This window comes from Desulfofundulus thermobenzoicus (genome assembly GCF_009428905.1).
Lineage (GTDB): Bacteria > Bacillota > Desulfotomaculia > Desulfotomaculales > Desulfovirgulaceae > Desulfofundulus_A > Desulfofundulus_A thermobenzoicus.
Map to the genome: position 1 here is coordinate 25,176 of NZ_WHYR01000011.1, position 25,508 is coordinate 50,683.

24 protein-coding genes are annotated in these 25,508 nt (G+C 58.1%); 8 read left to right on the top strand and 16 right to left on the bottom strand.

Translation table 11 applies throughout. The annotated features are described in order from the left end of the window. Window positions 1–64: 64 nt before the first annotated feature. From GFC01_RS05675 to acs, 8 genes are all read right to left on the bottom strand, one after another. On the bottom strand, window positions 65–1,075 hold the full coding sequence (locus GFC01_RS05675; protein ID WP_152945674.1) for a beta-ketoacyl-ACP synthase III: 1,011 nt from the start codon (window positions 1,073–1,075) through the stop codon (window positions 65–67). Continuing rightward, window positions 1,075–2,088, bottom strand: coding sequence for a phosphate acyltransferase PlsX (plsX, locus tag GFC01_RS05680; RefSeq protein ID WP_341473775.1), 1,014 nt, complete (start codon window positions 2,086–2,088; stop codon window positions 1,075–1,077). Before plsX ends, GFC01_RS05675 begins: the two co-directional genes overlap by 1 nt. After that, window positions 2,085–2,663 (bottom strand): transcription factor FapR, encoded by a 579-nt coding sequence (gene fapR / locus GFC01_RS05685; RefSeq protein ID WP_152945675.1) that lies wholly within the window; start codon window positions 2,661–2,663, stop codon window positions 2,085–2,087. The genes plsX and fapR overlap by 4 nt, the downstream gene beginning before the upstream one ends. A gap of 211 nt (window positions 2,664–2,874) precedes the next feature. After that, entirely contained in the window at window positions 2,875–3,051 is a 177-nt protein-coding gene (rpmF, locus tag GFC01_RS05690; RefSeq protein ID WP_152945676.1) for a 50S ribosomal protein L32, read from the bottom strand. Window positions 3,052–3,084: 33 nt separating this feature from the next. Then, window positions 3,085–3,600, bottom strand: a complete 516-nt coding sequence (locus GFC01_RS05695; RefSeq protein ID WP_152945677.1) for a YceD family protein — start codon at window positions 3,598–3,600, stop codon at window positions 3,085–3,087. Window positions 3,601–3,895: 295 nt separating this feature from the next. Continuing rightward, a complete protein-coding gene (locus tag GFC01_RS19950) occupies window positions 3,896–4,234 on the bottom strand; it encodes a DRTGG domain-containing protein (protein ID WP_341473776.1) in 339 nt (112 codons plus the stop codon). After that, entirely contained in the window at window positions 4,231–4,944 is a 714-nt protein-coding gene (locus GFC01_RS05700; RefSeq protein WP_341473777.1) for an AAA family ATPase, read from the bottom strand. Before GFC01_RS05700 ends, GFC01_RS19950 begins: the two co-directional genes overlap by 4 nt. Before the next feature lie 15 nt (window positions 4,945–4,959). Beyond that, window positions 4,960–7,062, bottom strand: coding sequence for an acetate--CoA ligase alpha subunit (gene acs / locus GFC01_RS05705; protein WP_152945678.1), 2,103 nt, complete (start codon window positions 7,060–7,062; stop codon window positions 4,960–4,962). 299 nt (window positions 7,063–7,361) lie between these two features. Here acs and GFC01_RS05710 point away from each other — a divergent pair, with 299 nt between their 5' ends. Further along, window positions 7,362–7,625, top strand: coding sequence for a hypothetical protein (locus GFC01_RS05710; RefSeq protein ID WP_152945679.1), 264 nt, complete (start codon window positions 7,362–7,364; stop codon window positions 7,623–7,625). A 29-nt stretch (window positions 7,626–7,654) separates the two neighbouring features. Here the strand turns inward: GFC01_RS05710 and GFC01_RS05715 are convergent, their stop codons facing one another. After that, a complete protein-coding gene (locus GFC01_RS05715; RefSeq protein ID WP_243137279.1) occupies window positions 7,655–8,401 on the bottom strand; it encodes a tRNA 2-thiocytidine biosynthesis TtcA family protein in 747 nt (248 codons plus the stop codon). 259 nt (window positions 8,402–8,660) lie between these two features. Between GFC01_RS05715 and GFC01_RS05720 the strand changes: the two genes are divergently transcribed. Next, window positions 8,661–9,317, top strand: coding sequence for a hypothetical protein (locus GFC01_RS05720; protein WP_152945680.1), 657 nt, complete (start codon window positions 8,661–8,663; stop codon window positions 9,315–9,317). Between the two features lie 196 nt (window positions 9,318–9,513). Here GFC01_RS05720 and GFC01_RS05725 read toward each other — a convergent pair whose 3' ends face one another. Together GFC01_RS05725 and GFC01_RS05730 are read right to left on the bottom strand one after the other, a co-directional pair. Then, window positions 9,514–14,418, bottom strand: coding sequence for a cation-translocating P-type ATPase (locus tag GFC01_RS05725; RefSeq protein ID WP_152945681.1), 4,905 nt, complete (start codon window positions 14,416–14,418; stop codon window positions 9,514–9,516). Window positions 14,419–14,706: 288 nt separating this feature from the next. Next, complete coding sequence (locus tag GFC01_RS05730; RefSeq protein ID WP_152945682.1) at window positions 14,707–15,129, bottom strand: hypothetical protein; 423 nt, start codon at window positions 15,127–15,129, stop codon at window positions 14,707–14,709. Between the two features lie 210 nt (window positions 15,130–15,339). Here GFC01_RS05730 and GFC01_RS05735 point away from each other — a divergent pair, with 210 nt between their 5' ends. Then, complete coding sequence (locus GFC01_RS05735; RefSeq protein WP_152945683.1) at window positions 15,340–15,930, top strand: hypothetical protein; 591 nt, start codon at window positions 15,340–15,342, stop codon at window positions 15,928–15,930. An 87-nt stretch (window positions 15,931–16,017) separates the two neighbouring features. Then, window positions 16,018–16,251, top strand: a complete 234-nt coding sequence (locus tag GFC01_RS05740; RefSeq protein WP_152945684.1) for a hypothetical protein — start codon at window positions 16,018–16,020, stop codon at window positions 16,249–16,251. 20 nt (window positions 16,252–16,271) lie between these two features. Here the strand turns inward: GFC01_RS05740 and GFC01_RS05745 are convergent, their stop codons facing one another. Next, a complete protein-coding gene (locus GFC01_RS05745; RefSeq protein WP_152945685.1) occupies window positions 16,272–17,456 on the bottom strand; it encodes a hypothetical protein in 1,185 nt (394 codons plus the stop codon). A gap of 215 nt (window positions 17,457–17,671) precedes the next feature. Between GFC01_RS05745 and GFC01_RS05750 the strand changes: the two genes are divergently transcribed. The 3 genes from GFC01_RS05750 (at window position 17,672) to GFC01_RS05760 (ending at window position 19,154) form a co-directional block, all read left to right on the top strand. Next, window positions 17,672–18,013, top strand: coding sequence for a phage holin family protein (locus tag GFC01_RS05750; RefSeq protein ID WP_152945686.1), 342 nt, complete (start codon window positions 17,672–17,674; stop codon window positions 18,011–18,013). 118 nt (window positions 18,014–18,131) lie between these two features. Beyond that, window positions 18,132–18,611 carry a bifunctional nuclease family protein gene (locus GFC01_RS05755; RefSeq protein WP_152945687.1) on the top strand — a complete coding sequence of 160 codons (480 nt, stop codon included), beginning with the start codon at window positions 18,132–18,134 and terminating at the stop codon, window positions 18,609–18,611. Window positions 18,612–18,944: 333 nt separating this feature from the next. After that, window positions 18,945–19,154 (top strand): hypothetical protein, encoded by a 210-nt coding sequence (locus GFC01_RS05760; protein WP_152945688.1) that lies wholly within the window; start codon window positions 18,945–18,947, stop codon window positions 19,152–19,154. 136 nt (window positions 19,155–19,290) lie between these two features. Here the strand turns inward: GFC01_RS05760 and pheA are convergent, their stop codons facing one another. After that, the gene (gene pheA / locus GFC01_RS05765; RefSeq protein ID WP_152945689.1) at window positions 19,291–20,697 is read right to left on the bottom strand and encodes a prephenate dehydratase; all 1,407 of its coding nucleotides are present in this window, start codon (window positions 20,695–20,697) and stop codon (window positions 19,291–19,293) included. A 106-nt stretch (window positions 20,698–20,803) separates the two neighbouring features. After that, the gene (gene aroF / locus GFC01_RS05770) at window positions 20,804–21,817 is read right to left on the bottom strand and encodes a 3-deoxy-7-phosphoheptulonate synthase (protein WP_152945690.1); all 1,014 of its coding nucleotides are present in this window, start codon (window positions 21,815–21,817) and stop codon (window positions 20,804–20,806) included. A 689-nt stretch (window positions 21,818–22,506) separates the two neighbouring features. On the opposite strand from aroF, the gene GFC01_RS05775 reads away from it, so the two are divergent. Then, window positions 22,507–23,367 (top strand): flavodoxin family protein, encoded by an 861-nt coding sequence (locus GFC01_RS05775; protein ID WP_152945691.1) that lies wholly within the window; start codon window positions 22,507–22,509, stop codon window positions 23,365–23,367. A gap of 161 nt (window positions 23,368–23,528) precedes the next feature. On the opposite strand, the gene GFC01_RS05780 is transcribed toward GFC01_RS05775, so the two are convergent. Together GFC01_RS05780 and GFC01_RS05785 are read right to left on the bottom strand one after the other, a co-directional pair. Continuing rightward, window positions 23,529–23,744: a biotin/lipoyl-containing protein gene (locus GFC01_RS05780; RefSeq protein WP_341473778.1), complete on the bottom strand. Its 216-nt coding sequence runs from the start codon at window positions 23,742–23,744 to the stop codon at window positions 23,529–23,531. Window positions 23,745–23,948: 204 nt separating this feature from the next. Then, complete coding sequence (locus GFC01_RS05785) at window positions 23,949–25,490, bottom strand: acyl-CoA carboxylase subunit beta (protein ID WP_152945692.1); 1,542 nt, start codon at window positions 25,488–25,490, stop codon at window positions 23,949–23,951. Window positions 25,491–25,508: the final 18 nt, after the last annotated feature.

Here is a 25,508-nt window from a genome sequence, read left to right on the forward strand (position 1 = left end):
TCAATGCCCAGCAAATCACAGAGCTTCGTGCGGATAATGGTTATCCGTCTCCTTTCGTAATTTGTTACCGGACGCAGCGGTCATACCACCGCAGGGCCATGGCGCCCCAGGTGAGCCCGGCACCAAAGGCCACCATGACCACGTTATCCCCGTTTTTAATCCGGCCGGCTGTCAGCGCCTCATGCAGAGCCAGGGGAATGGAAGCGGCCGAGGTGTTGCCGTAACGGTCCACATTGACCCATACCCGGTCCATGGGCAGTTCCAGCCGCTTAGCCGCCGCTTCAATGATACGGATATTGGCCTGGTGGGGAATCAAGCAGTCCAGTTGATCAGCCGCCAAACCCGCCGCCTGCAGTATTTCCAGGCAGCCGTCGATCATCACCTTTACGGCAAATTTAAATACCTCCCGGCCGTTCATATGTATGAAATGCTGGTTGCCGGCCAGGGTTTCCGCCGACGCCGGGTGGCGGGAAAGTCCCCCGGGCAGGCTGATCAAAGGAGCGCCCCTTCCTTCGGAACCCAATCGGGTGGCCAGGATGCCGTAACCTTCCGGAACGGGGCCCAAAACCACCGCTCCCGCTCCATCGCCAAACAGAACACAGGTATTGCGGTCCTGCCAGTTGATCAGTGGAGAAAGGACCTCGGCGCCGATTACCAGCACCCTTTTGGCCGTCCCGGTGGCCACAAACTGGCCGCCGCAGGCCAGGGCGTACAAAAAACCGGTACAGCCGGCCTGCAGATCAAAGGCCCCCGCCCTGCCGGCGCCCAGGGCATCCTGCACCAGGCAGGCCGTGGCCGGGAAAAGCATGTCCGGGCTGTTGGTAGCCACAATGATCAGATCCAGTTCCTCCGGGGAAACCCGGGCATCCTCCAGCGCCCTCCTGGCCGCCCCTATGGCCAGGTCGGAGGCAGCCTCATTCTCTGCCGCAATGTGCCTTTCCCGAATGCCGGTGCGGGTACGGATCCACTCATCACTGGTGTCCACCATCCGTTCCAGATCCTCATTGGTCAGTACCCGTTCCGGAACACGGATACCCGTGCCCATGATGCCCACCGGCGTCACTTGCTGTGCCATTAATTTATCCCCGCTTTCTTTTCATCCGTGGTTATCTCACCAATACTTTCCCGGATGGCTCCGACCAGCCCGTTTTCCACCGCTTCCCTGGCCCTTTTTATGGCATTCTTTATGGCCCGGGCGCTGGAACTGCCGTGGCTGATAATCACCACCCCGTTTACACCCAGAAGGGGTGCGCCGCCGTATTCGGCATAATCCAGCCGGCGGCTGAAGGGCTTTAAAGCCGGCAGGGTCATCACCGTTCCCATTTTGGCCAGCCAGCTCCGGGTAATTTCCTCCTTGATCATATGAATAAGGGCTGCGGCCAGACCTTCCCCGGCCTTCAATACTATATTACCGACAAAACCATCACAAACCACCACATCCACCGTGCCGGCAAAAACATCCCGGCCTTCCACATTGCCAATAAAATGCAGGTGGGAGTCCCGCAGCAGGGGGAAGGTAGCCAGGGTCAGCTCATTGCCCTTGGTTTCTTCCTCGCCCACATTTAAAAGACCAACCCGGGGATTCTGGATACCCAGGATCTTTTCGGCATAAAGGGAACCCATGATGGCAAATTGCAACAGGTTATCCGGTTTGCAGTCCACATTGGCCCCCGCATCCACCAGCACCGTCTGACCGTTCCGGTTGGGCAAAATGCTGGCGATGGCCGGGCGGTCAATGCCCCGGATTCTTCCCAGACCCAAAAGGGAGGCCGCCATGGCCGCACCGGTGCTGCCGGCCGAAACCAATCCCTGGGCCTCACCTTCTTTGACCAGTTTCACAGCCTGAACAATGGAAGACTGCCTTTTCCGCCGCACGGCCACCGCCGGGTGTTCACCCATGGCTATGGCCTCCGGGGCATGGAAGATTTCTATCTCCCGGGGTGGTTTGCCACCCAGGATGGCTGTAATCTTCTCCCGGTCACCCACCAGAACAATCTCCTGGCCACATTCCCTGACCGCCTCCACGGCACCCTGAACGATTTCCCCGGGAGCGTGGTCGCCGCCCATGGCATCCACGGCAATTTTCACTGCCGCCAGACCTCCTCTGCAATGGCAAAGATGAGAAATTTCCCCTCCAGTACCGTTTCACCGTGTACCGTTGAGGTAACCCTTACCATGTATTTATTACCTTTTTTGCGTCTGACATAAGCCCGGGCCACCACCTTTTCACCACAAAAAACGGGGCGGCGGAAGCTAATTTTAGTGGTGCCCGTCAGGGCCACCGGGGCGTCACACAGGGCCACCGCCAGAGAATTGGCCTGGGCAAATAGATGATGTCCCCGGGCCACCCGGCTGCGATAAAGGGTCATTTCCCCGGTAATGGTTAATATGGAAACTCCGTACCTGTTGACTTCCAGTTCCACCAGTTCGCCCACCAGTTCGGTGCGGTCCAGGGAGCGCAGGCGGCCGTAAACCCCCCGGGCCACCTGCTCCAGCCGCTCCCGCCTTTCAGGTATGTGCAGGTCCCCCCGGTCCAGCCGGATGGTCTGCACACTTACTCCCAGTAAGGCCGCCAGTTCTTCATCGGTGAGAAAGGGATTGCCGGCCAGGTAACGGGACAGCAGTTGCTGCCGCTCCACCTTGGCGCCATGATTTCTGGGCATGGATACCACCGTCAAAGAAATTAGTACCAGGTGCTAAAACTTAGTATAAAGTAAATGGCAAAAAAAAGCAACCGCCCGGGCAAAAAATTTCCGGCAGGGCAAAGGCCACTGCCGGAATGGTTTTGTCGCCGCAACCTGCTGTTATGCTTATTAATCCGGTGGCTCCATCTCTGCGGGTTAACGATGTTGCAACCGGCCCGGCCACCGGCAATCAGTCCACTTTTACCACCGCCCTGGCTTTGTAATACCCGCATTCAGGACAAACCCGGTGGGAAACTTTCAGGGCATGGCACTGGGGACAACGCACCAGCCCGGGAGCTTCAATTTTCCAGTGGGCACGCCGTTGCCTGCCCCGCTGTTTGGAACTTTTCCGCTTGGGTACACCCATGTCCATCCACCCCCTTCGGCCCGTTTTTAACCTTCATTTACTTTTAAAAAAGTCCTTCAATACCGCCAGGCGCGGGTCCACATCCTCACCGGGACAGTCACAGGAAACCAGGTTCCGGTTCCGACCGCACCGGGGACAAAGGCCGCGGCAGTCTTCCCGGCAAACAAAACGCATGGGTAAAACCAGCATGAGACTTTTGAGCACTTCCGGGGTGATATCCAGTACATCCCCGGAAAAGGGAATCCACTCTTCCCGTTCATCCGGAGCGGCTTCCCCACCACCCTCGGGGTAATAGGTTTCGCTGATCTCCGTTTCCACCGGCATGGTAAAGGGTTCCAGGCACCGGGCGCATTGCGGCCGCAGCTGTGCCTTCAACCGTCCTTCCACCCGCAGGGCTTTACCGGTATTGCTCACTTCCAGGGATGCCCGGGCTGGACCGGTAAATTCCACCCGTTCCCCGCCGGCCTCCAGGGATGGCAAAGGGGCTTCCAGTTCCAGGTGCATTCTTTCTCCGGGGCTGGCTTTGATCTTTGAAACATCAATATGCATTGGAAAGACACCCCTTTGATTATAACAAAACACATTATATAGAAGAGGCCGGTAATTTGTCAAGGGAAATGCCTGCACATCCCCCGGGATGCCGCCACAAAACAGTAAACGGCCATATGCCGGTCCGAACACCCGAAAGCTTTTCTCCGTAATGGCATCCCGGATAAAAAATGCTCCTTTCAAACGTGAACGGAAGGCTTCCAGATGCATCCGGCAATGTGTATGTCGGGGAACAACACCTTCCGAAAGAAAATATAAAAACACCGCCGGCCACAGGTTCCGGCGGTGCGGTGTGCTAGCGCATGGCCTCCACAATGGTCTGCCACTGGCAATATTTTTCCACATTCTCCAGGGCCACCTGAATGGCGGTGGTGTTCCCCGGTTTTAAGCGGCGGGTCAGGTGGTTTATCTTTTCCACTGTGGTGTAGGTGTCATAATGAACCAGGATCAGAGGTACGTTCTTTTCCTGTGCCCGGGCAATCACCTTTACGTCCGGATAGAGGCCGCCGGTGAGGATCAGCACTGCCGTGCTGGTCTCCAGAGCGGCCAGGGCCATATCGGCCCGGTCACCACCCAGAATCACCGCCTTATCGGCAGAACGGCGCAAATAGGTAAGGGCGCTGTCAGCGGTCATGGCCCCGATAACCACGTCTTCACCAGGCGATCCAGATTGTCCCCTCCGGCCAGAATCTCGCCGCCCAGGACCTCGTAGTACTCCTCCACCGTGGGGGAAGCAATTTCCGGCCGGCGGGGGATAATGCCCAAAACTTTATAACCCTGCTTCTCCAGGATGGGCTGGTAGATGCCCTCGGTCTTGGCCAGCAGAGGACGGGGAATGTTGTTAAAAACGTTCCCCAGCAGGTTTACTCCCGCCGCGGCCAGGCTCCGGTTGAAGAAAAGGGTCTGATCCAGGCTGAAGTCGTTTTCAATGTTGACCACCAACAACACCGGAGCGGCAAGCTCTTTGGCCAGGGTGACATCGTCCAGGCCACACCCGGCGTAGGCATAGGGATAAATGGCACCGCCAATAATGACCACATCGCTGTCGGCGGCAATCCCCTGATAAGCATAGCGCACCTGGTTCAGGGCATCTTTACAGCCGTTACCCGACAGGTAGGACGGGCCGGCCATCCGGGGCACCATGAGCTCCAGGGGGGTATCCATCCCCAGCACTTCCCGCATTAAAACGGCGTCCTCATCCACCCGCTCCCGTCCCGGGGAAGGGTTACCGATGGGCTTAAAATAAGCCACCCGCAGGCCTTCTTTTTTAAATTTTTGAGCCAGCCCCAGGGCCAGGGCCGTTTTTCCGCTGGCCGGAGTGCCCATGATGTAAAGGTTTTTCATTATTTACACCTCGCTTTAAGAAATGGTAATTTTAATATCAAGGGCACTTAAGCCCTGGTTATACGCAAAGACGGGGTTGATGTCTATCTCGTTGATTTCCGGGAAGTCCAGCACCAGCCTGGCGGTGCGGCCGATGGCATCCACCAGGGCCGGCAGGTCTGCGGGCTTTTCCCCCCGGTAACCCCGCAAAAGGGTATAGGCCTTGGTCTCAGCCAGCATGTTCTCAATCTCCCGCCGGGTAAGCCCCCGGGCCAGGCGGAAGGATACGTCCTTCAAGAGGTTGACGTAAATACCGCCCAGGCCGCAGGCAATCATGGGACCGAATTGAACGTCCCGGGTCATCCCAATGATCAACTCGGTGCCTTTGGGCATCATTTTCTGCACTTCTATACCGTAAACCACCGCTTCAGGTAGCAGGAGGTTCACATTTTCCATGATTTCTACAAAGGCCCTGCGGACGGCTTCGGGAGAATCCAGGCCCACTTTGACCCCGCCCACATCGGTTTTATGCAGGATTTTGGGCGAAGCCACCTTGAGTACCACCGGATAACCCATCTTTTGCGCCTCTTCCACCGCTTCGTCGGGTGTGGTGGCCAGGGAAACGGGGGCGGCGGAAATACCGTAGGCCCGGGCCACCGCCGCCGCCTCGCTTCCCAGCAGGACCAGGCGGTTGTCCCGGATCACGTCGTAAAAGATGGCCTTCACGGCTCTTTTATCCACGTCGGGGTAGCTCAGTTCGTTGCCATCGCCGGGCATCTCCCGGAATTGTCCATAGTTCACCAGGCCGCTGATGGCGGCAATGGCCGGTTCGGGAAAGGTGAAGCAGGGTATGCCGGCTTCGGCCATCAGCTGGACGGCTTCGGCCATGGACTCGCCCCCCAGGTACCCTCCCAGAATGGGTTTGCCGGGATACTGCTTTTGCAGCTCAACAACCGCCCGGGTGGTTTCCACCGGCTGGGCCACGGCGGTGGGGCACATCAAAACCACCATGCTGTCCACATTGGGATCGGCCAGAACCTTTTCCATGGCGAAACGGTAGCGATCCGCCTTGCCGTCCCCCAGCACATCCACCGGGTTGTACAGGGCGGCCTCGGCAGGCAGCCCCGCCCGCAGTTCGTCTATGGTTTCCCGGGTGAAGCGGGCCATGGTAAGGCCTCTGGCCTCCACATTGTCCGTAGCCACAATACCCGGGCCGCCAGAGTTGGTCACTATGGCCACCCGCTTGCCGGCCGGCACCGGGCAGCGGGAAAAGGCAATGGCCAGCTCAAAGAGTTCGGTCAGGGAACGGGCACGGATGACACCGCACTGCCGGAAGGCCGTATCATAGGCCAGATCGCTGCCGGCCAGGGCCCCCGTATGGGAGGAAGCGGCCTGGGCACCGGCCTGGCTGGTGCCGGATTTGAGGATAATGACCGGTTTTTTCCGGGTGGCCTCCCGCACCACATCCAGAAAACGGGCACCGTCGGCCACATCTTCCAGGTAGCAGGCAATAACCCGGGTATAGGGATCTGCCGCCGCCTCGGCAATAAATTCAATCTCCGACAGATCCCCCTTGTTGCCCAAACTGACCATTTTGCTAAAACCGAGGCCCACGGACCGGCTCCAGTCCAGGATGGCAATTAATGTGGCGCCGCTCTGGGAAAGGAAGGCTATATCACCTTTGAGCGGGGAGTTTCTGGTGAAGGAAGCGTTGATGGGCGTATGGGTATCCGCCATCCCCACGCAGTTGGGACCCAGCATGCGCATACCGTAACGGCGGCAGGTGGCCACCAGTTCCTTTTCCAGGTCCAGCCCTTCTTTGCCGATTTCCTTGAATCCAGCGGTAATAACCACCAGGTAGGGTATACCCTTTTCGCCACATTCCCTGGCCGCTTCCACAACTTTAGCAGCCGGCACGGAAAGCACCGCCAGTTCCACCGGACCGGGAATGGCTGTCACTGAAGGATAGGCCTTTAACCCTTCAATTTCACTGTCTTTGGGGTTTACCGGATAAATCTTTCCGGGGTAGCCGGACTCAATCATGTTTTTTACAATGGAATTACCCACTTTTCCGGGCTTCTTTGAAGCACCTACTATAGCTACGGCTGTGGGATTATAAAAGTTGGTTAGCTCACCCATATTCTCACCCCTCTTGGCAAGTTCATGACCAGTTGAATTAGATGTGATAAGGAGAAAGACTTTCCCGGCACCTTGCTACTTACATTATAAAGATGATAACGGGGTGAGTAAACTATAATTTATCCTAAAGGGGAAAATAACAATATTGAAAATAGAACGAAAATAACCAAGAGACAAATACGGAAAGTTTTGAATTTGTCTGCCGATCATACTCCCTACTACTCATATTGAGAATGAAATTGACCGGGATAGTATCATACACTTGCTGGATATGCTATAGCGAAAAAGGGGGGAAATGCATGCGCTTCAAAGTCATCGCCCGGGTAAGTGAAGATCTATCCTCCGACCCCAGTTATATTGTCCATTATCAAATTTTTGAGAGGGGGCAGTTGCTGGGCGACGGAACAATCCAGGTCCATCGCCAGGCCCGGGCCAATGACCTGGAATTACCCGAAAGTATGCGCTGCCTGGACGGCAGTCCCCTGCCCCCGGATGTACAGCAGGCATGGCGGGAAAAGATTACCGGAGCAGTATGGCCCTATTTACAGGAAACAATCCGGTAATATATTCATCTGTTTCATCGATAGTGTTGTTAACCCTCCGGCCTTCTTGCTTTCCCCGGCCACAGATTGCGCAGATCGGCGGTCTGCAGGGCATTTAAAAGCCGGAAACGCAATTCGGGGTATTGCCGGCTCAAACCGGCCACCAACTGTTTTATCTCTTCCCGTTTGGTTTTTTTATTTACCGGACAGGGGTTTTCCAGAACGGGGAGATGCCGCCTCATGACCATTTCCTGCACCTGGCCTTCGGTGAGATAGACCAGGGGGCGGATCATGGTAATGCCGCTGCGATCCAGGTAGGTCACCGGGGCAAAGGTGCGTAACTGTCCGGTGTAAAAAAGGCTCATGAAAAAGGTCTCCACCACGTCATCCAGGTGATGCCCCAGGGCTACCTTGTTGCAGCCCAGCTCCCGGGCCGTGCTGTTCAACGCCCCCCGGCGCAAATTGGCACACAGGGAACAGGGGTTTTTTTCCTGACGCAAATCGAAAACCACGGTGGCAATATCGGTGGGCTTGTAATAAAAAGGTACGCCGTAAGAAAGGCACAGTTCCCGCAGGATATTAACCTCCATGTTCCAGCCGGGGTCCACATAAATACCGTGCAGGTCAAATTTTACCGGAGCGGACAACCGAACCCGGTGCAGCACGTGCAGCAGTACGGTACTGTCCTTTCCCCCGGACAGTCCCACAGCCACCCGGTCCCCGTTTTTAATCATGTTATAATCAACGATGGCCCTTTTGACATGGCCCAGCACCCGGTACTCAAATTCTCTGGCCAAGATAAACCGCTCCCTTGACTGGTCGAAATATAAATAATTATACCCGCCGGCCGCCCCCTGTTAAAGGAAAAGTGTACATACCTGCCGGTTTTGATTGCCAGCCCCGGGGGAGTCATAACGGTCGGCGCTACCAGATTGCCGCCCGGCGCCAAAGCTGGCGCCGGGCAAAAATTTTACATTTTTTTAACCCGTTTTTAATTGCTGCTTAAAACCCGGGCCTTATAATAGCCCCAGACAACAGGGAAAGGGGGAACGGCAGGTGAAGGGAGTTTTGAACAAGTCCTTTCCTGTAAGCCTGGAACCCTCATTGATGGTGGAAAAATGCCTGCAATCCCTGCAAAGGGAAATAAAAAACCTGGCCGGTGCCTGCATAAATCAGGTGGAGGAATATATTTGCCGGGTGCTTTACCGGGGGGAACACTGGGAGGAAAGTTTTTACAATACCTTTTTTCCCCCTGCAATTATTGACCGGCTGACAGTAATGATCAAAAATACCCTGGAGCGAGACACCGGTTACCCGGCCTTTTACCTTGCGCCGGATCAAGTGCGGCCGGGCTGGATGGACATTTCCGGGGAAATGGACGCCTTGCAGCCGGTGATGGAGGGCTGCCGGCAAATGCGGGAGCTGGCCGTCTTCAGCGAAGCGGTACAACAATGGGCCTGCCGCCAGGTGTGGGAAGAAAATTGCCCCTTTCCCCTTCCCGAAACGGCAGGGGAGCTTATGCCCCCCGTACCCAGGGAAAGTATCAATCAACACCGGGCTATGGAGTGGGATTATTTAAAACGCTGTATCACCGGACTGGTGCGGCAGATATGGCGGCGGCTGGAACATGACGTCTGCCGCCGGGTGGCGGTACTCCTTTACCAGTGGTACGAACCCCAAACATGGGATACCGCCGAAAGCATTCCCGCCTGAAAACACGCCAAAAAGCGACGGTGCATACCGCCGCTTTTCTATTTCCATAGCTGTTATTGAAACCGTTTGGTCCAACACTCAACGATTCTATGCTTGCATATTGATAATAGATGACCTGGCGAACAGATAATCCTTTCGCAGAGCATACCTTTCATTGAGTGCTGGGCTCCCGGAAACGCCAACGGAAACCGGTTAATCAAATGTTGGCGGGACCGGCCAGGGATACGAGCACGGGCCGGCGGTGGGCAGGCGTTTCTTCGGGCGCCGGTTCCCCGGAAACCGGTAACAATGGTATTTCTTTTTGCCGCGCCGGTCGTGAAACCGCTCCGATTATGGAATAGACCAGACGGTCCAGGACTGCACTCAAGCCCACTCCCAGACCCATCACCAGCCAATCCAACAGGCCCGGCGGGCTGGTTTTCAGGAAGGAACGCAGGCCGGGCAGGTAACAGGCGCCCAGCAACAACCCCCCGGAGAGGGCCAGGGAACCGGTAAGGAAGCGGTTTGCCCCCGTGGCCGCATCCCGGCGGCACTGTACGGCGTAAAGCAACTGGCTCATGGTCAGGGTGCCCAGTACCACCGTCCTGGCCGCCGTTAAATTCCTCCTCCCGCCCGGACTGATCAGGTAGGCACCGAGGGCGGAAAGGCCGATGGCCAGCCCCCGGGAAAGGATGTGACCCGTGTATTCCCGGTCGAAGAACCGGGCCGTGGTGGGCCGGGGCTTTTGTTCCATTACACCGGCGGCCGGGCGTTCCATGCCCAGGGCCAGGGCCGGCAGGCCGTCACCCAGGATGTTCAGCCATAGCAGGTGAATGGGTACCAGAGGCAGGGGCAGCCCCAGAGCCACGGCCATGAACATCAGCAATACCTCGCCGGCATTGGTGGCCAGCTGATAGCGCACCGAGCGGCGAATGCTGGCGTAAATGCCCCGTCCTTCAGCCATGGCCTCCACCACCGTGGCAAAATTGTCGTCGGCAATGATCATGGTGGAAGCTTCCCGGGTGACATGGGTGCCGCTTTTGCCCATGGCTATACCCACATGGGCCTTCTTTACCGCCGGGGCGTCGTTTGCCCCGTCGCCAATCATGGCCACCACATGCCCGGCATCCCGCAGGGCCTTGACCAGCCGCAGCTTGTGCCTGGGCAGCACCCGGGCGAACACATTGACCTCCGCCGCCGCCCGCATCAGTTCTTCGTCGGACATTTTTTCTATTTCCCGTCCGGACAGCACCCGGCCGGCCACGCCCATCAGGCCCAGCTCGTTTGCCACCGCCCGGGCCGTTTGGGGCTGGTCCCCGGTGATCATCACCAGCCGCACGCCGGCCCGGCGGCATCTTTCCACGGCCGCCGGGGCTTCTTCCCGCAGGGGATCCACCATCCCCAGCAACCCCAGGAAAATCAGCCCCCCTTCCTGCCCGGCCAGCTTTTCCGCCGGTTCTATGCCGGGGCGGCAGGCCACGGCCAGCACCCGCAGCGCCCGCCGGGCCATTTCCCGGTTCATCAGCCCAATGGCCCGGCGCATTTTGTCGTCCAGGGGAGCGGGGCCATCTTCCAGCCACACCCTGTCACACAGGTCCAGCACCACCTCCGGTGCCCCCTTGGTATACAGGGTGGTTCCCCCTTCTTCCCGGCAGGCCACCGTCATGCGCCCCCGTTCGGGATCAAAGGGCACTTCCCCCCTCCGGGGGTGCTCCCGGCGCAACTTTTCCGGATCGATCCCCGCCTTGCGGGCACAAACCAGAATGGCTCCCTCCAGGGGATCCCCCCATACCTTAAAGTTGTTCTCCCTTTCTCCCGGGAGCAGGCGGGCATCACTGCACAGCACCGCTCCTTTCAATGTGCGCCACAGGGACTTTTCTTCCCCGGCCATCACCCGCTTATCCCGGCAGAGCAGTTCACCCGCGGCATCATAGCCGGCGCCGGTCACCCGGTATAACCTGCCGGCGGTGTAAACGGCCCGCACGGTCTGCTCGTTCCGGGTGAGGGTACCGGTTTTGTCGCTGCAGATCACCGTAACGGAGCCCAGGGTTTCCACCCCCGAAAGGCGGCGGACGATGGCCTGTTTTCTGGCCATCCGCCACACCCCGGCGGCCAGGGCTATGGTTACCGTGGCCGGCAAACCCTCGGGAATGGCCGCCACAGCCAGGCTCACACCGGTCATAAACATGCTCAGGGGACGCTCACCCCGCAGGATCCCGGCCAGAAAAACCAGGCCGCTCACGGCCAGACAGCCTAGCAGCACCCCCCGGCTGATCACCCCCAGGCGCTTTTGCAGCGGGGTTTCCTCCTCTCCGTTCTGCAGCAGGCCGGAAATCTTGCCTATTTCCGTATCCAGGCCCGTGGCCACCACCACCCCGGTGGCCTTGCCCCTGGTCACGGTGGTACCCATAAAGACCATATTGCGGCAATCGTGGAGCATCAGGCAGTCTTCCTGGGCGGCGGTGTATTTGCTCACGGGCAGGGACTCACCGGTCAAAGTCGATTCCTCCACCGCCAGATCCTCCACGGAAAGCAGGCGCATGTCCGCAGGCACTCCGTCACCCTGCTCCAGCAGAACCACATCGCCGGGCACCAGTTCCGCCGCCGGCAGTTCCACCGGCCGCCCGCCCCGGATCACCCGGGCGGTGGCCGCGGTCATTTCCCGCAGGGCCGCTAAGGCCGTTTCCGCCTTCTGTTCCTGCAGCACGCCGAACATGGCGTTCAACACCACAATGGAGATGATGGCCAGGGCATCCCCCACTTCCCCCAGGAACAGACAAACCACACTGGAACCCAGCAGCGTCTGAACCATCAGATTCTGCAACTGGGCGGCAAAACGGGACCAGAAACCCGGGGGTTTGCCCTCCGGCAAACGGTTGGGACCATACAGGCCCAGCCTGCGGGCGGCTTCCGTTTCATCCAGTCCCCGGCGGGCATCGGTTTGCAGGCGGGTTACCACTTCCGCACCGGTTTGCCCTGCCCAACCGTTGCCGTTAAAGGGGCGGTGGGCCCGCGCACCGGCCGCGGCATTCCCCTTATGCGGCCCGGCGGTATCCTTTACCCGCTCCGGCCGTACCCCGCCGCTCCCGGGATCCGGCACCCCTGCGCCCTTTTCGGCACCCGGTTCCCGGTGCCCGGTCCCGGAAATAAGCCTGAAAGACGGCTGTTTTCCCCGCGAACCCCACTTCCGGCCGCCCGGTGCGTTGTCCCCATCACCGGCTCCCGGCCCGGCTTCCCCCGGACCGTTCCTGCCAAACAACTCCCGGTAGGCGCCGGCAGCCAGCAGGAGATTGACCAGGTCGTAATATAGAAGGGACGCAAAAAGAGAAATTCTCCCGGTGGCGGCAAGGAACAGGCCCAGATAATTGGCCAGACGCAGAAAGTGAATATTTTTTTGTACCCGGACGGCAAAGGTCCGGCCCAGGTGAAAGGCCAGGGCCAGTTTCCCGGGGTGGCCATCGGGAATAACCATCACATCCCGCCCCGGCTGGAGATGCACAAAAAGCCCGCCGGAAGGACCGGTGAACACCCGGGCCACCCGCTGTCCGGCGGCGACCATGCCGGCTGTCCGCTCCTCCAGCCCGGACTGGTGCGGATCCTCCACCACATCCAGACCCATACCTTCCAGGAGAGATCCCACCCCCCGCTCGGGGGCAAAGACAAAGATGTTTTGCACGCCGCCGGTCCGCAGTCCGGTTATTACCTGTGTGATACCCGGACGGGGCATACAGTAAACGCCCATAAGACCCAGAAAACGTCCCTGCCGGACCACTCCCAGGGGCACCTGTCCCAGGTGAACCAGCTGCTTGCTTTTCAGGTCAATCCACTGGTCAACCAGTCCGCCGGTTTTTTGCAGGGGCCCCACAAAGGCATTCTCCAGGCCAATGCGGCCCTTTAGCTCCAATGGACCGCCGGCCAGTACTTCCACCTCCTGCTCTTCAACCCGGGCGGGAAAGAGGGCCGCCAGGGGGTGGCCGGCTTTTCCGGCCAGTGCCGCTGCCGTGTGCAAAATCTCCCGGGGACGCACACCCGGCCGGGCAAGCACTTCGCCCATTTGCGCAGGCATCAAAAACAGACCGGCATCTTCGAAGAAAACCGTATCCACATCACAAAGCTGCTGCCAGAAACCGGAGTGGGGGACATTTATGCCCAGCCGGCCGGCTTTCACGGCCAGGGCCGCACCGGTCATGGCCAGGCTTTTACGGCCGCCGGCTGGATTGGCCGTCACCAGCATGGCCAGCGCCCGGGAAGGTCTGGCCGTAAATAGCCCGGTCAGGGCGGACAGGCCCAGGGCCGTCCCGGTTGTTTCGGCCATATATGTATCGGTCAACCGGGCGCACCGGGATGCATCCCCTGCCCCTTCCCCGGCCGCAATGTCCCCCCCTTCGCCACCCGTTTTACGATAGCGCCGGCGTACCAGGGCATCCATGACAGCCGCCACGCTGGAAAGCCAGAAAAGGGTAAGGCCGGGCAAGCTTTCCCTCAACAATGCCGCCCCCAGACCCACCAGTGCTACCAGCCTCTGCCAGGCAGGTTGTTCACCGCCGGCTCCTTCCTTTCTTCCTGATAACAACGGGTAACCGGCCAGCAAGTTGGTGGCCACCGCCGCACGGAACAGGGAAGGGGAACCGGCCAGGGTGGAGGGGCCTTTAAAAAGGCGCTTTACCCCCACCAGAGCAATGGCCGCCCCGCCCAGGGCCAGGGCGGTCATATTCCTGACCACGGGGTCGCTTTCCCCGGAAGCCCTGGCTCCAGGAGCGGAAGGCGGTGGTTGCTCCTTCAGGGAGGTGTCAAAATCCACCCTTTCCCTCTTACCGGCAGGGTCGTGCCCATGCCCACCGGGATCAACCGGCCGGGGATTGGACAGCAACTCCGACCACAGTTCACCCACCTGCCGGACAAGCCACTGCCAGTCTCCCCCCTGGTCGAATTGAATCAGCACCCGCCCGGAAACGGGGTTGGCCACCACCCGCCGGACACCCGGCAGTGCCGCCAGACCACCGGCCAGTTCCCCCGCCAGCCGGGGGCGCCGGGCCAGCCCGGGCAGGTGCAGGCGCAACCGTCCCGGGAGACGGTGTACTATTTCCGGGCGCAGGCTGTTTTTTATTTCAGTGACGGCCATGGACTACCCCCCTTGAAGAAAAATGCCGCCCCCGGCAGCACATTTGTTCTGTCCGACTAATTTCCGGTTTGGCCGTAGCCTTATTCAACCGCCGGCCAGGGGAAGCCTGTTAAACTGTTCAACCAAAAGGCCCATCTCCTACAAAAGACACCTTATTTTTTCCAGAGATGTTATTGCGGCCACCCGGTGCGACCCGCTCTGTGGTCGTCCCCAGCCGTCAACCGTTCCTTTTGGGTTCGGCCGGCACATCTTCCCTCGCACAGCCACCCGCCAAACCCTCTTCCCGTTTCAGTCCTGTTTTTCACCGGGAGCCGTTTCTTCTTCCCCTTCGGCCGCCTGCTGCTTCCGGGCTTCTTCCACCAGGCCCGTGAAGCGTTCCTTGAAACCGTCGGCCACCTGCCGCACCCGGTCAGCCGCAGCCAGCCCCGTCCCCACGGCAGCCACGGTGGCCGCGTGTACTTTTTCGGCTATCAGCGGGGGCTTTTCTTCCTCTGCCTTTGCCCGGGCTTCAGCCACCAGGTCGTTAACCCCTTCACTGATTTTATTGCCGATCCCCTTCACCTGATCGGAAGCCACCAGCACCATTTTGGCGGTCTGTACCAGCAACCCCCGCACCCCTTTGCGCAAAACGGGACTGACAGCCACACCCACGACCAGGCCGGAAACCAGCAGGCCCAGAGGAGAAGTACGTTGCAGCACACGGGTAAGCACTGGTTTTCTCCCTCCTTCCAGCTTTTGACTCATAGTAACATAATTTGACGGATATGTCAATACGCAATTTAATCAATTTATAACAAAAAATTAACAGTAACTTAATAATTCATTGGGCGGGGAGGAATTTTTCTTGCATTGTTTTACTTGCCTCAATTTCAATTAACTGCTAAGATATTATAAACCCCACAAACAAAGGAGTGTCCTCAAATGAGACGCTACTATGCCGGACGGTACCGGCCCGAAGCCGATCTGGTGGAAGAACTGAGGGAAGAGTTGTTAAACGATCTGCGGAACAGCACCCGGGGGGGATCGTACCGGCGTCCCTACTCCCGCCGGGAAATAGCCGCCTTGAAAAGGGATCTCTACCGGGAATTACAGGTCCTGCGGGATATGGAAGAAAGGTTGCAGCGGAACGGATCTCCGGAAGTGATGACGGTCCTGCGGGAACTTTTGGATGAAACCCGGACAGAGGGCCTTTCTTTGCGGGATCTGGTGGACAACCTGCCCCGCAACTGTGGCGGCGTCATGAGCCGCCTCCCGGACTTTTTCAACCGGGGAAACACCCTTACCCTGCTCCTGATTCTGCTGGCCCTGGTATCCGTTCCCGCCCTGCGGGATAAGCTGCGCCCGCTGATTACCGCCATTCTGGAGCATTTATTTGCCCTGCTGGGAAGTGCACAGCAGCTCCTGGCTCAAATCAAGGAGGGAGTGGAGGACATTGTGGCCGAAGCGCAGTTTGAAAGATTGAAGGATTCCCTGGGGGAAAAGGGGGAGCAACAGCCACCCGCGGAAGGATGACAGGTATCTCCGAAGGGCATGATGGAAAGAATTCACTCCAGGACCTTTTTACTGCCGGCCTGAAAATTAAAGCAGGAGGAATGGAAGGTGGACCATGAAAAGCTGCCGGAAATAAAATCCAAACTGGGCCAGGCCCTGGCCTTGATCAAAGAGGGGGTGGATGAAAGCCTGCCCCTCCTGGGCGACGGACCGGGGAAAGAAATAACGGCCATGTGGGAGGATTTTTTGCGGGAGTTTCTCGCTTACATAAAGCAAAAAAGCCGGGAAACCCGGCGCAATTTATTTGCTTCCATATCATTTCACCGCATCTGGCCCAAATAGAGGGATACTACCGATGGCTGTTAAGAGTTCAGTTCCTGCCACCTTTTTCTTTCACTCCGGGTCTCCCGGGGACGGCCCGACCATAAAATCAGGCTTAGAACCAGCAACACCACTCCCGCAACCAGGGACTTAAAATCCAAATGGAAGGCCGGCAGACACCGGGCCAGGATCAGGGCCGCTCCATAAAGTCCCAGGAACTGGATGGAGAAGTAATCCCCCTTTCCCAACTGTAAAGCCAGTCCACCGGTAAAAAGCAGTGCGGTCAGATAAGAAAACCCGGAAGAAAAATGGCCGAAGGAAATCAAAATTTCGCCCGTTATACCCAGAACAATGAAAGGGTAGCCCCAAAATGCCAGGCGGGAAAACCAGGTATACTTTTCCATGGTCAGGGCATAAAAATCAACAGCCAGAAAAAACACTTCCCGCCATGCCCTCGCCTTTTGCCACAAATTCAGGGTAGGGGTAATCACCGGCAGGGAATCCAGGGGGTGTTTGCGAGCCGGATAGAGATAGCCCATCCACCGGGGCACCAGGGCCATCCCCACCACCGCCACCCCGTCCGGCCAGCGGTCCGCCAGTATGGATACGCCACCGGAAACCCGGGCCAGCAGGTAGACGGCAGCCAGGTAGATGGAGGCAAAGAGCAGGCTGTGCATCAACCGCCAGTCGGGTGCCCACAGGGGCAAAAGGCAGAGCCAGAGCATGGGGACAACCATCATCAAAACCAGCCCGGTCCCTGCCCACCACACCACCAGGGCGGCCAGCACACCCATAATAATAGTGGTGACCCAGGCCAGGGGGGAACGGTAATAGGTGGCGAAGAAATAGGCCCCGGCAAAGAGATGGTAGGCAACCAGAACGGACAGGGCCACCAGGGGGCCATCCCATACCGCGGCCAATCCGGCGGTGGGATATCCCAGAACAGCCGGGGTTCCCGGACGGCCGGACCACCACCAGAGGGGTGCCGCAACCAGCAAACTACCCAGCACCAGGCCGGTCCCAAACCAGACGGGCCGCACCCGCCCGGCCCGCCAGGCGGTGTAATACCCGGCAAGCACCAGTACAGGGGGATGCCAGGGATTTTTTACCGTCAACGCCGCCACAAGGGCAGGGATCATACCCTCCAGCAGGGAAGGCAGGATGTTTTTCCGGACGTTTTCCCGCCCGGGTAAACTTGTGTTTTTTCCGGACACTGCAGGCGACACAACTACACCCCCACGAGACATATGCTATTCGACAGATAGGATTAAATTCCCTGCCACCACAACCACCGGTCTGCAAAGAGTCACAACCGGCAGGAAACGGCAATGAAGACGTCGAAGATTAAAGTTAGGCCCGTGGAGATGTTTGGAACCAGTAAACCGGCAAAGCAATAGGAATGTCGGAGAAAAAGCGAGCACGGGATCTGGAGGGTTTGCACATGCGCTGGCTGCTGAGCCTTTGTCTGAACGGGCTGGCCCTGTTGTTCATCGACCACCTGGTGCCCGGTTTCCGGATTGTGGGGATTGGACCGGCCGTGCTGGCCGCCTTTGTCCTGGGCATAGTGAACACCCTGGTGCGTCCGGTGCTGGTATTTTTCACCCTGCCCCTCACTGTCATCACACTGGGTTTGTTTATTTTTGTGATCAACGCCATCACCTTTACCATCACCGCCTGGCTGGTACCCGGTTTTCAGGTTTACAGCTTTGCCGGGGCTTTCTGGGGGGCGTTATTAACCAGTATGGCAGGCTGGCTCATTAACCTGTTCCTGGAAAGAGAATAAGTGTATAATTGTCTTCAAAAGAACATTTGACAGTCTTCAACTAAATGATAAAATAACAATAGAACCCCGGGGCAGGATGCGGGTTTTCCCGGATAGCATGTAAACGGAGGTGGGAGCGATGATCCGCGTAAATGTGAAAGGCATTGCCTATGACATCTCGGGCAATCCAATCATACTGTTAACCGATGTGGAAGAAGAGCGGGTATTACCCATCTGGGTAGGATTGCTGGAAGCCCACGCCATTGCAGTGGCCCTGGGACATGTCGCCGTACCCCGTCCCCTGACCCATGACCTGCTGAAGTCCACCTGCGAGGCTTTAGGAGCCCGTATCTCCCAGGTGGTGATTACCGACCTGAAGGAAAGCACCTTCTATGCGGAGGTTCACCTGGCTCTTCCCCAGCAGGGAGTGGTACTGGATGCCCGGCCCAGCGACGCCGTGGCCCTGGCCCTGCGGGCGGCAGCGCCGGTATTCCTTGCCGATAAACTCAACGACCAAATGCTTTTTCTGAAAGATCTCTTTGACGAAGAAACCCGGGCCGAACTGGAAAAGCTTTTTAAAACCGACCTCATGCAGGAATATAAAAAGTCTTTACATTAAATTTTTCCAATATTCCCAACCCATGATGCGGGGTATTGCCACCCGCAAACCTCCTGGGAAGGAGGTTTTTTATTTTTCAGATATGTCCAGGGATAAAAAGGCTGCGGCAAAAGAACAATAAACAAAACGGTCTGCCGTGACCGCAACCATTTTAAAGGGGCCGTCCGGGTAAAAGTTCCCTCCATAAAACATACCCGGCGCTCACAGACGTTCGGATAGCTCAATAAGATACAAGCGGGTTCATCACCCAAAAATTACCGTATGGCGTGCGTGCTGGGCCATTTAACCAGAGCGGCGTCTGACCGACGACCATTTTGAAAGGAGGCGCAGTTCATGACCATTCCCAGAAGACCCGGCGATAAAGGATATCAGAAACCGGAAACCATTTCCGACCTGCACCGTCCGCCGGGCGCTCCCCGTCCCCGGGAAATAAAATCCCAGCAGGCACAGCTGGAGAGCGCCCACCGGCACGGTACCAATAAATCTGTAAAGTGGCCCATGTCGTATAAAACGGGCCAGAGGGAAAAACCGGAAGAAAGGTAAAATGCCCCGGGGGCGCCCGGCAACCGGCACCGCAGTACCGACCGGCACAAAGGGTCGTCCGGAAAACAAACAGACTTATGAACGTAACCGGAATATATCTTTTATATATTCACCGGCCAGAAAACCCCCGGGGTTTTCACGGTGTATTCAATGTTCCCCCGGAAACATCACGGGCCGCACCGGCCGGATCAGCGCCGCAGGTCGCCTCCCCCTGCCGTTCACTTTGTATGCATACCGCATAATGGATAATCAAACGGTAAATTTGTTCTATTCTGGCCGGATCCAGCCCTTTCTCCAGAGCCAGGCCCTTTACCCGGGCCAGCACCCGGGACTCCCGCCGGTGGTCGCGCACCGGGTACATACCCGCCTTCAATTGCCCCACCCGGGCCACCAGTTTCTGGCGCCGGGCCAGCAAATCCACAATCCGGGCATCCACCTGATCAATGGCCGCCCGCACAGTTTCCATTTGCTTCCGGCGCACTGCCGGAAGGGATTCATCTCCACCAACCGGTTCAGCCGGAACGACCCTTGCCCGGCTGCAGGCCCCGGTGGCGGTACCGGAACAGGGATCAATCCCTCCTTCCTGTAAAGCGGACCCATCAACGGGGCAGTCGTCCACGGGATAGGACCCCAAAATGCGCAATTCCGCCCGGCCGGCCACCGCTTCCAGCGCCCCTCTTACCGGCTGCTCCAGCCGGTGACCCTCCAGATCAATAAAAAACAGGTATTCCCCCAACCGGCGCCGGGAGGGGCGGGATTCGATGCGGGTCAAATTAATGCCCCGCCGGGCAAATTCCGCCAGCACTTCATGCAGTGCCCCCGGGCGGTGGGCTATGGAGACGATAAGGGAGGTTTTATAACCGCTCCCTTTGCAGCCGGACGCCTTCCCCCCTCCCCGTACAGGCAAACGGCGGCCGTCCGGGCCGGTGGTAGTGTTTGCAGCCGGGGGCTCGTTACCGGAAATCCCACCGGCACTTTCTTCCCGCCCCACCACGATAAACCGGGTGGCATTGCCGGGAAGATCGTTGATTTTTTCCACCAGCACGGTCAGGCCGTACTCCCGGGCGGCCGCCTCCGGGCCGACGGCCGCCCAGGGGGCGCCGGCAGAAGCCACCAGCCGGACGGCGGCCGCCGTGCTGGCCGTTTCCACCAACCGGGCCCGGGGAAGGTGCTGCCGTATAAACTCCCGGCACTGGGCCAGGGCCTGGGGGTGGGAAAGAACCCTTTCCACCCGGGCCAGTTCCACCCCCGGGGGGGCCAGCAGGTGGTGCACCACCGGCAGGATCACTTCCCCTTTGATCTGCAGGGTGGAAAAGACGTGGGCCAGCAGGTCCTGGGTCTGGTTAACCGCCCCTTCCGTGGAGTTCTCCAGGGGCACCACTGCCTCGTCCATATCTCCCCGGGCAACCGCTGCCAGGGCTTCGTCTATGCCGGGCAGGGCCACCAGCCGGGCGCGGGCGGACCCCTGGCGGCTCAAATATTTCCGCGCCGCCGTTTCCGAAAAGGTACCCGCCGGTCCCAGATAACCAATTTGTTTGTCCATACCATATTTCCCCCTTACCCCCAAAAGGGCACAGGCTACTTTTTCAAGCACACCGGACTGCTGTTCAAGCAAACCGGTATAGATACAGCCCGGCACTCAAGGCAAGTCATGCCGCCCGGCCAACGGCGGCGGCCACCGCCCGCAATTCCTCCATCAGGGCGGCAAACTGGGCCGGGGTAAGGGACTGGGGACCGTCGCACAGGGCCTTGCCCGGATCGGGGTGCACCTCGATGAGCAGCCCGTCGGCCCCGGCCGCCACCGCCGCTCTGGCCATGGGACCCACCAGTTTACGGTCCCCCGTGGCATGGCTGGGATCCACAATCACCGGCAGGTGGCTTAAGGATTTGACCAGGGGCACGGCACTTAAATCCAGGGTATTGCGGGTGGACTGCTCAAAGGTGCGGATACCCCGCTCGCAGAGGATGATCTGCCCGTTTCCCTCGGACATGATGTATTCAGCGGCCATCAGCCATTCCTCCACTGTAGCCGAAAGTCCCCTTTTCAGCAGCACCGGCTTTCCCGAGCGGCCCACCATCTGCAGCAGCCGGAAATTCTGCATGTTCCGGGCGCCAATCTGGAGCACATCCACATACTGAACGGCCAGGTTCAGGCTGTATTCATCCACCACTTCCGTCACCGTGGCCAGGCCGGTTTCCCGGGCCGCCTCCGCCAGCAGTCTCAGGCCCTCTTCCTCCAGACCCTGGAAGCTGTAGGGAGATGTGCGGGGTTTAAAAGCACCTCCCCGCAGCATAACCGCCCCGGCCCCGCTCACCATACGGGCCGCCTCCAGCAATTGCTCACGGCTTTCCACCGCACAGGGCCCGGCACAGACCGCCAGTCCGTCCCCGCCGATGGCGGCATTGCCCACCCGGACCACCGTATTCTCTTCCCTGGCCTCCCGGCTGACCAGCTTATATGGTTTCATAATCGGCACCACCCTTTCCACTCCCGGCATGGTCTCCAGTCCCAGGGAAGAAATGGCCCGCCGGTCCCCCACGGCGCCGATGACAATCCGCCGGACACCGTGGATGGGATGGGCCTTGAAGCCGCACTCCTCCAGCCTGCTGATCACCGCCTGCACCTGTTCCGCCGGCGCCCGCCCGTCCATCACTACCACCATTTTTAATCCCTCCATGATTATTAAAATAAAAAATCCGCAGTCCTTCATCCCTCGGGACGAAAGCCTTGCGGACTTTTCGCGGTACCACCCCAGTTGGCCGGCAAAAAACCGGCCCCCTTGATCGAAGTACGGGAAAATACATTCCACGGCAACGGGGGAAAATAAAAAGCTTCTCATCCGTCAGGGACGAGAAGCATAATGCTTTCCGCGTTACCACCCTGGTTGGCCGCACAAAAATGGCCCACCTCTTTTAAGGTACGGGAATGTTTTCCGATACCCCCTTCCCGGTAACGTGGGAAGAAAACGGCCCGGCCTACTTGCCCGTGATCCGGGTTTCAGCCTGCATCTCCGGGGAGAACTTCAACCGGCCATGTTCTGGAGGCGCTTCCAGTCGCCGGCGCCTCCTCCCTGGAAAACTGGGTCCGGCCTACTTTTCCCCTTCATGGACTTTTACCATTTAAACTTACCATGTATTATAAAAGAAAAAGCACTGCAGCGCAAGGGGGAAGTTGACCCTTTTTCAAGTTATATGGAAGCAAACGTACGCCAGCAAACAGCTCTCCACTTACCTTCCCTAAAAGCAGGGGTTTCTCCTCCACCCCCGGTTTAAACCCCACTTGATCACGGTATATTGTACGATTCTAAAAAGTATGGTACCATAACTATAAATTGCCAAAAGGGGTGAGAGCATGACGGTTGTACTGGGCATCTGCTGCTCCCGGCGCCATCCGGGAAACAGCGAGATACTGCTGAAAGAGGCGCTGGAAGCCGCCCGGGAAAAGGAAGTGGCCATAGATTTCCTGCGCCTTCCCGACCTGCGTTTTGAACCCTGCCGGGGCTGCCTGGCCTGCGTGTATAAAGGAAGTTGTGCCATCAAAAACGACGATCTGGGAATTTTGCTGGAAAAAGTCCTGCAGGCCGATGGTCTGATTGTTGCCGCCCCCACCTACCTCCTCGGCCCGGCCGGCATAGTGAAGCTGGTGACGGACCGGGCCCTTACCCTGTCCCCGCACCTGGAAACCCTGGCCAAACGCCACCGGGTAGCCGCCACCATCAGCGTGGCCGGCAACAGCCAGTGGAACCCCCTGGGCGTGGAACAGCTGAACCTGTTCTCCCTGGCCTACGGCTACAGGGTGATTGATTATCTGGAGGCCTATGCCCCCGGACCCGGTGAGGTTTTGCTGGACCCCGCCAATGCGGCCCGCGCCCGGGAACTGGGACGGCGGGTGGCCCGGGCACTGCAGGAGGGAACAGGACAGCGCCCGGTGGAACCCGGGCAGTGCCCCCACTGCTACAGCCGCTCCTTCCGCTTAAATGGCGGGGACGGGGCAACCTGTGTGGTCTGCAACACCACCGGGCGGTTGATTCCGGAAAATGGCGACCTGCATTTTGTACCCGCTCCGCCCGGCCCGGAAGGACATTTCTGGACCATGACCCACCGCCGGCACCACCTGGAAAGCTGGATCATCCCCAGCCGCGACCGTTACCTGGCCAAACGGGGACAAATCAAGGAAATGCTGGGACGGTACAGGGGTTCAAGCAACGATTAAATTGACCGTTTTTCCCTGACACGGGTGTGAATCTCCCCGTAACCATTCATTCAAACCGCTTCAGGCACGGTCCGCCCCGTAAAGTACTTTTCCCGGGACAGCACCGTGCCCTGGTTTTAACGAAGCGGTTTCGCTGGATCTACGGCCGGTCCATTTTACTTCTACTCCAAAGTTAAAATTACCGTGTCGGGGCTGACCACCTCACCGGGAGCGGCTTTAATCTCCTTTACCGCACCGCTGGCCGGCGAATAGATTTTGACTTCCATCTTCATGGCTTCCAGGGCGGCCACGGGATCATTTTCCTTTACCTGATCGCCCACCTGCACATTAATGGAAATCAATCTGCCGACCATGGGAGAGTTAACCGGAATGGCCACTGGTTTCACCTCCTCCTCAAAAATAGTCGTCGATAGTCTCGTCGGTGGTCAGAAGTCAGTCGTCGGGTTAAGTAGCCCAGCACTTATGAACAAAGGTAATTGCGAAACGAACTCTTTTATTTAAGTGCAACTTAACTTTAAGTAACAGTAATGCCTGTGAGTGCCGGGCATATTCAATTTTACACCGTCAAGATCTATAACATTTTATAAGTTTATGTTCGAATACTTCCGGTACGGTCTGGCTACCTGCTTGTTTTCCAGGATATCCAGCGCCCGGGCGATGTATTTTCTGGTATCGGCGGGCATAATTACATCATCGATGTAACCGCGTTCCGCACCGCAATAGGGATTTTCATACATGGTGCGGTACTGCTGGATTCTCTCGGCCATCACCCGGGACGGATCATCGGCATTTTTAATTTCCTTGGCAAAGATCACGCTGGCCGCCGTTTCGGCACCAACTATGGATACCTGGGCGATGGGCCAGGCATAAACGATGTCTGCCCCGGTATCCTTGCAGCACATCCCCAGATATGCGCCGGCAAAGGATTTGCGCAGGATTACCGTTACCTTGGGCACGGTGGCATCGATGTAAGCATAGAGCATCTTTGCCCCGTGCCTCAATATGCCCCTGTGCTCTTCGTAGGAACCAATCATGTAACCCGGAGTATCGTGGAAATTGACCAGGGGTATATTAAACAAATCGCAGAAACGCACAAACCGGGCCACTTTATCGGCGGCGTCGCAGTTAATCACTCCGCCCATCACCAGCGGCTGGCTGGCCACCAGCCCCACCGTCCGCCCCGAGATCCGCCCAAAACCCACAATGACATTTTGGGCAAAATCTTTCAATATTTCAAAGAAAATACCGTTATCCACCACCCTTTTAATCACTTCATGCATATCAAAGGGTAAGCTGGCTTCTTCAGGAACCAGATGATCCAGCTCCGGAACAATCCTTTCGGCCTCATCCCCCGTATCCACCCGCGGCGGCATTTCCCGGTTGTTTTGGGGCAGGTAACTTAACAATTCCCTGGCCTTGTCCAGGCAGTCCCGGTCATCCTCCGCCACCACGTGCGTCTGACCCGTTTTGGTGGCGTGGACCCGGACACCACACAGATCTTCCAGGCTGATTTCTTCCCCCAGCTGGGTTTTCACAAAAGCGGGCCCGGCAATACCCATAAAACCGGTCTTTTTACATTGAAAGACAAAATCCTGCATCACCGGGTGGTAGGCCTGCCCCCCCAGGCACGGTCCCATCAAAAGAGCCAGCTGGGGAATAATCCCCGAGGCCAGGATTTGCGAGCGGAACAGCCAGGCGTAAGCCTGCAGGGTATCCATCCCTTCCTGCAGGCGGGCGCCTCCGGAGTCATTCATGCCGATAAAGGGAATGCCCATTTCCCTGGCCATATCGATGGCCTGCGCAAATTTTTTACCGTGGTATTCACCAAAGGTACCGGCCATGGTGGTGTAATCCTCCGCCGCCACCATCACTTTCCGGCCGTTTACCTTACCATAGCCCACAACCACGCCTTCGGCCGGAACATCCCTCTTATCCATGCCAAAGGCAGTGGTGCGGTGCCTGACAAACATGCCCATTTCCGTGAACGTTCCCGGGTCGAAGAAATATTCTATCCTTTCCCTGGCCGTCCATTTGCCGCTTTTATGCTGCTGTTCCACAGCCTTTGGACCGCCCATTTGCCTAATTTTTTCTTTTTTTTGCACCAGTTCCTGATAACGATCCATATATTTCTCCCCCTTAAA

What these genes read in the sequence shown, in the direction of transcription:
- aroF (WP_152945690.1), bottom strand. Translation starts at nt 21,817, where the DNA reads ATGGTGGTAGTGATGGACGGGCGGGCGCCGGCGGAACAGGTGCAGGCG.
- GFC01_RS05735 (WP_152945683.1), top strand. Translation starts at nt 15,340, where the DNA reads ATGAGACGCTACTATGCCGGACGGTACCGGCCCGAAGCCGATCTGGTG.
- rpmF (WP_152945676.1), bottom strand. Translation starts at nt 3,051, where the DNA reads ATGGGTGTACCCAAGCGGAAAAGTTCCAAACAGCGGGGCAGGCAACGG.
- GFC01_RS05675 (WP_152945674.1), bottom strand. Translation starts at nt 1,075, where the DNA reads ATGGCACAGCAAGTGACGCCGGTGGGCATCATGGGCACGGGTATCCGT.
- GFC01_RS05760 (WP_152945688.1), top strand. Translation starts at nt 18,945, where the DNA reads ATGACCATTCCCAGAAGACCCGGCGATAAAGGATATCAGAAACCGGAA.
- acs (WP_152945678.1), bottom strand. Translation starts at nt 7,062, where the DNA reads ATGGGTGAGCTAACCAACTTTTATAATCCCACAGCCGTAGCTATAGTA.
- GFC01_RS05700 (WP_341473777.1), bottom strand. Translation starts at nt 4,944, where the DNA reads ATGAAAAACCTTTACATCATGGGCACTCCGGCCAGCGGAAAAACGGCC.
- GFC01_RS05710 (WP_152945679.1), top strand. Translation starts at nt 7,362, where the DNA reads ATGCGCTTCAAAGTCATCGCCCGGGTAAGTGAAGATCTATCCTCCGAC.
- GFC01_RS05725 (WP_152945681.1), bottom strand. Translation starts at nt 14,418, where the DNA reads ATGGCCGTCACTGAAATAAAAAACAGCCTGCGCCCGGAAATAGTACAC.
- GFC01_RS05750 (WP_152945686.1), top strand. Translation starts at nt 17,672, where the DNA reads ATGCGCTGGCTGCTGAGCCTTTGTCTGAACGGGCTGGCCCTGTTGTTC.
- fapR (WP_152945675.1), bottom strand. Translation starts at nt 2,663, where the DNA reads ATGCCCAGAAATCATGGCGCCAAGGTGGAGCGGCAGCAACTGCTGTCC.
- GFC01_RS05695 (WP_152945677.1), bottom strand. Translation starts at nt 3,600, where the DNA reads ATGCATATTGATGTTTCAAAGATCAAAGCCAGCCCCGGAGAAAGAATG.
- GFC01_RS05785 (WP_152945692.1), bottom strand. Translation starts at nt 25,490, where the DNA reads ATGGATCGTTATCAGGAACTGGTGCAAAAAAAAGAAAAAATTAGGCAA.
- GFC01_RS19950 (WP_341473776.1), bottom strand. Translation starts at nt 4,234, where the DNA reads ATGACCGCTGACAGCGCCCTTACCTATTTGCGCCGTTCTGCCGATAAG.
- GFC01_RS05775 (WP_152945691.1), top strand. Translation starts at nt 22,507, where the DNA reads ATGACGGTTGTACTGGGCATCTGCTGCTCCCGGCGCCATCCGGGAAAC.
- pheA (WP_152945689.1), bottom strand. Translation starts at nt 20,697, where the DNA reads ATGGACAAACAAATTGGTTATCTGGGACCGGCGGGTACCTTTTCGGAA.
- GFC01_RS05755 (WP_152945687.1), top strand. Translation starts at nt 18,132, where the DNA reads ATGATCCGCGTAAATGTGAAAGGCATTGCCTATGACATCTCGGGCAAT.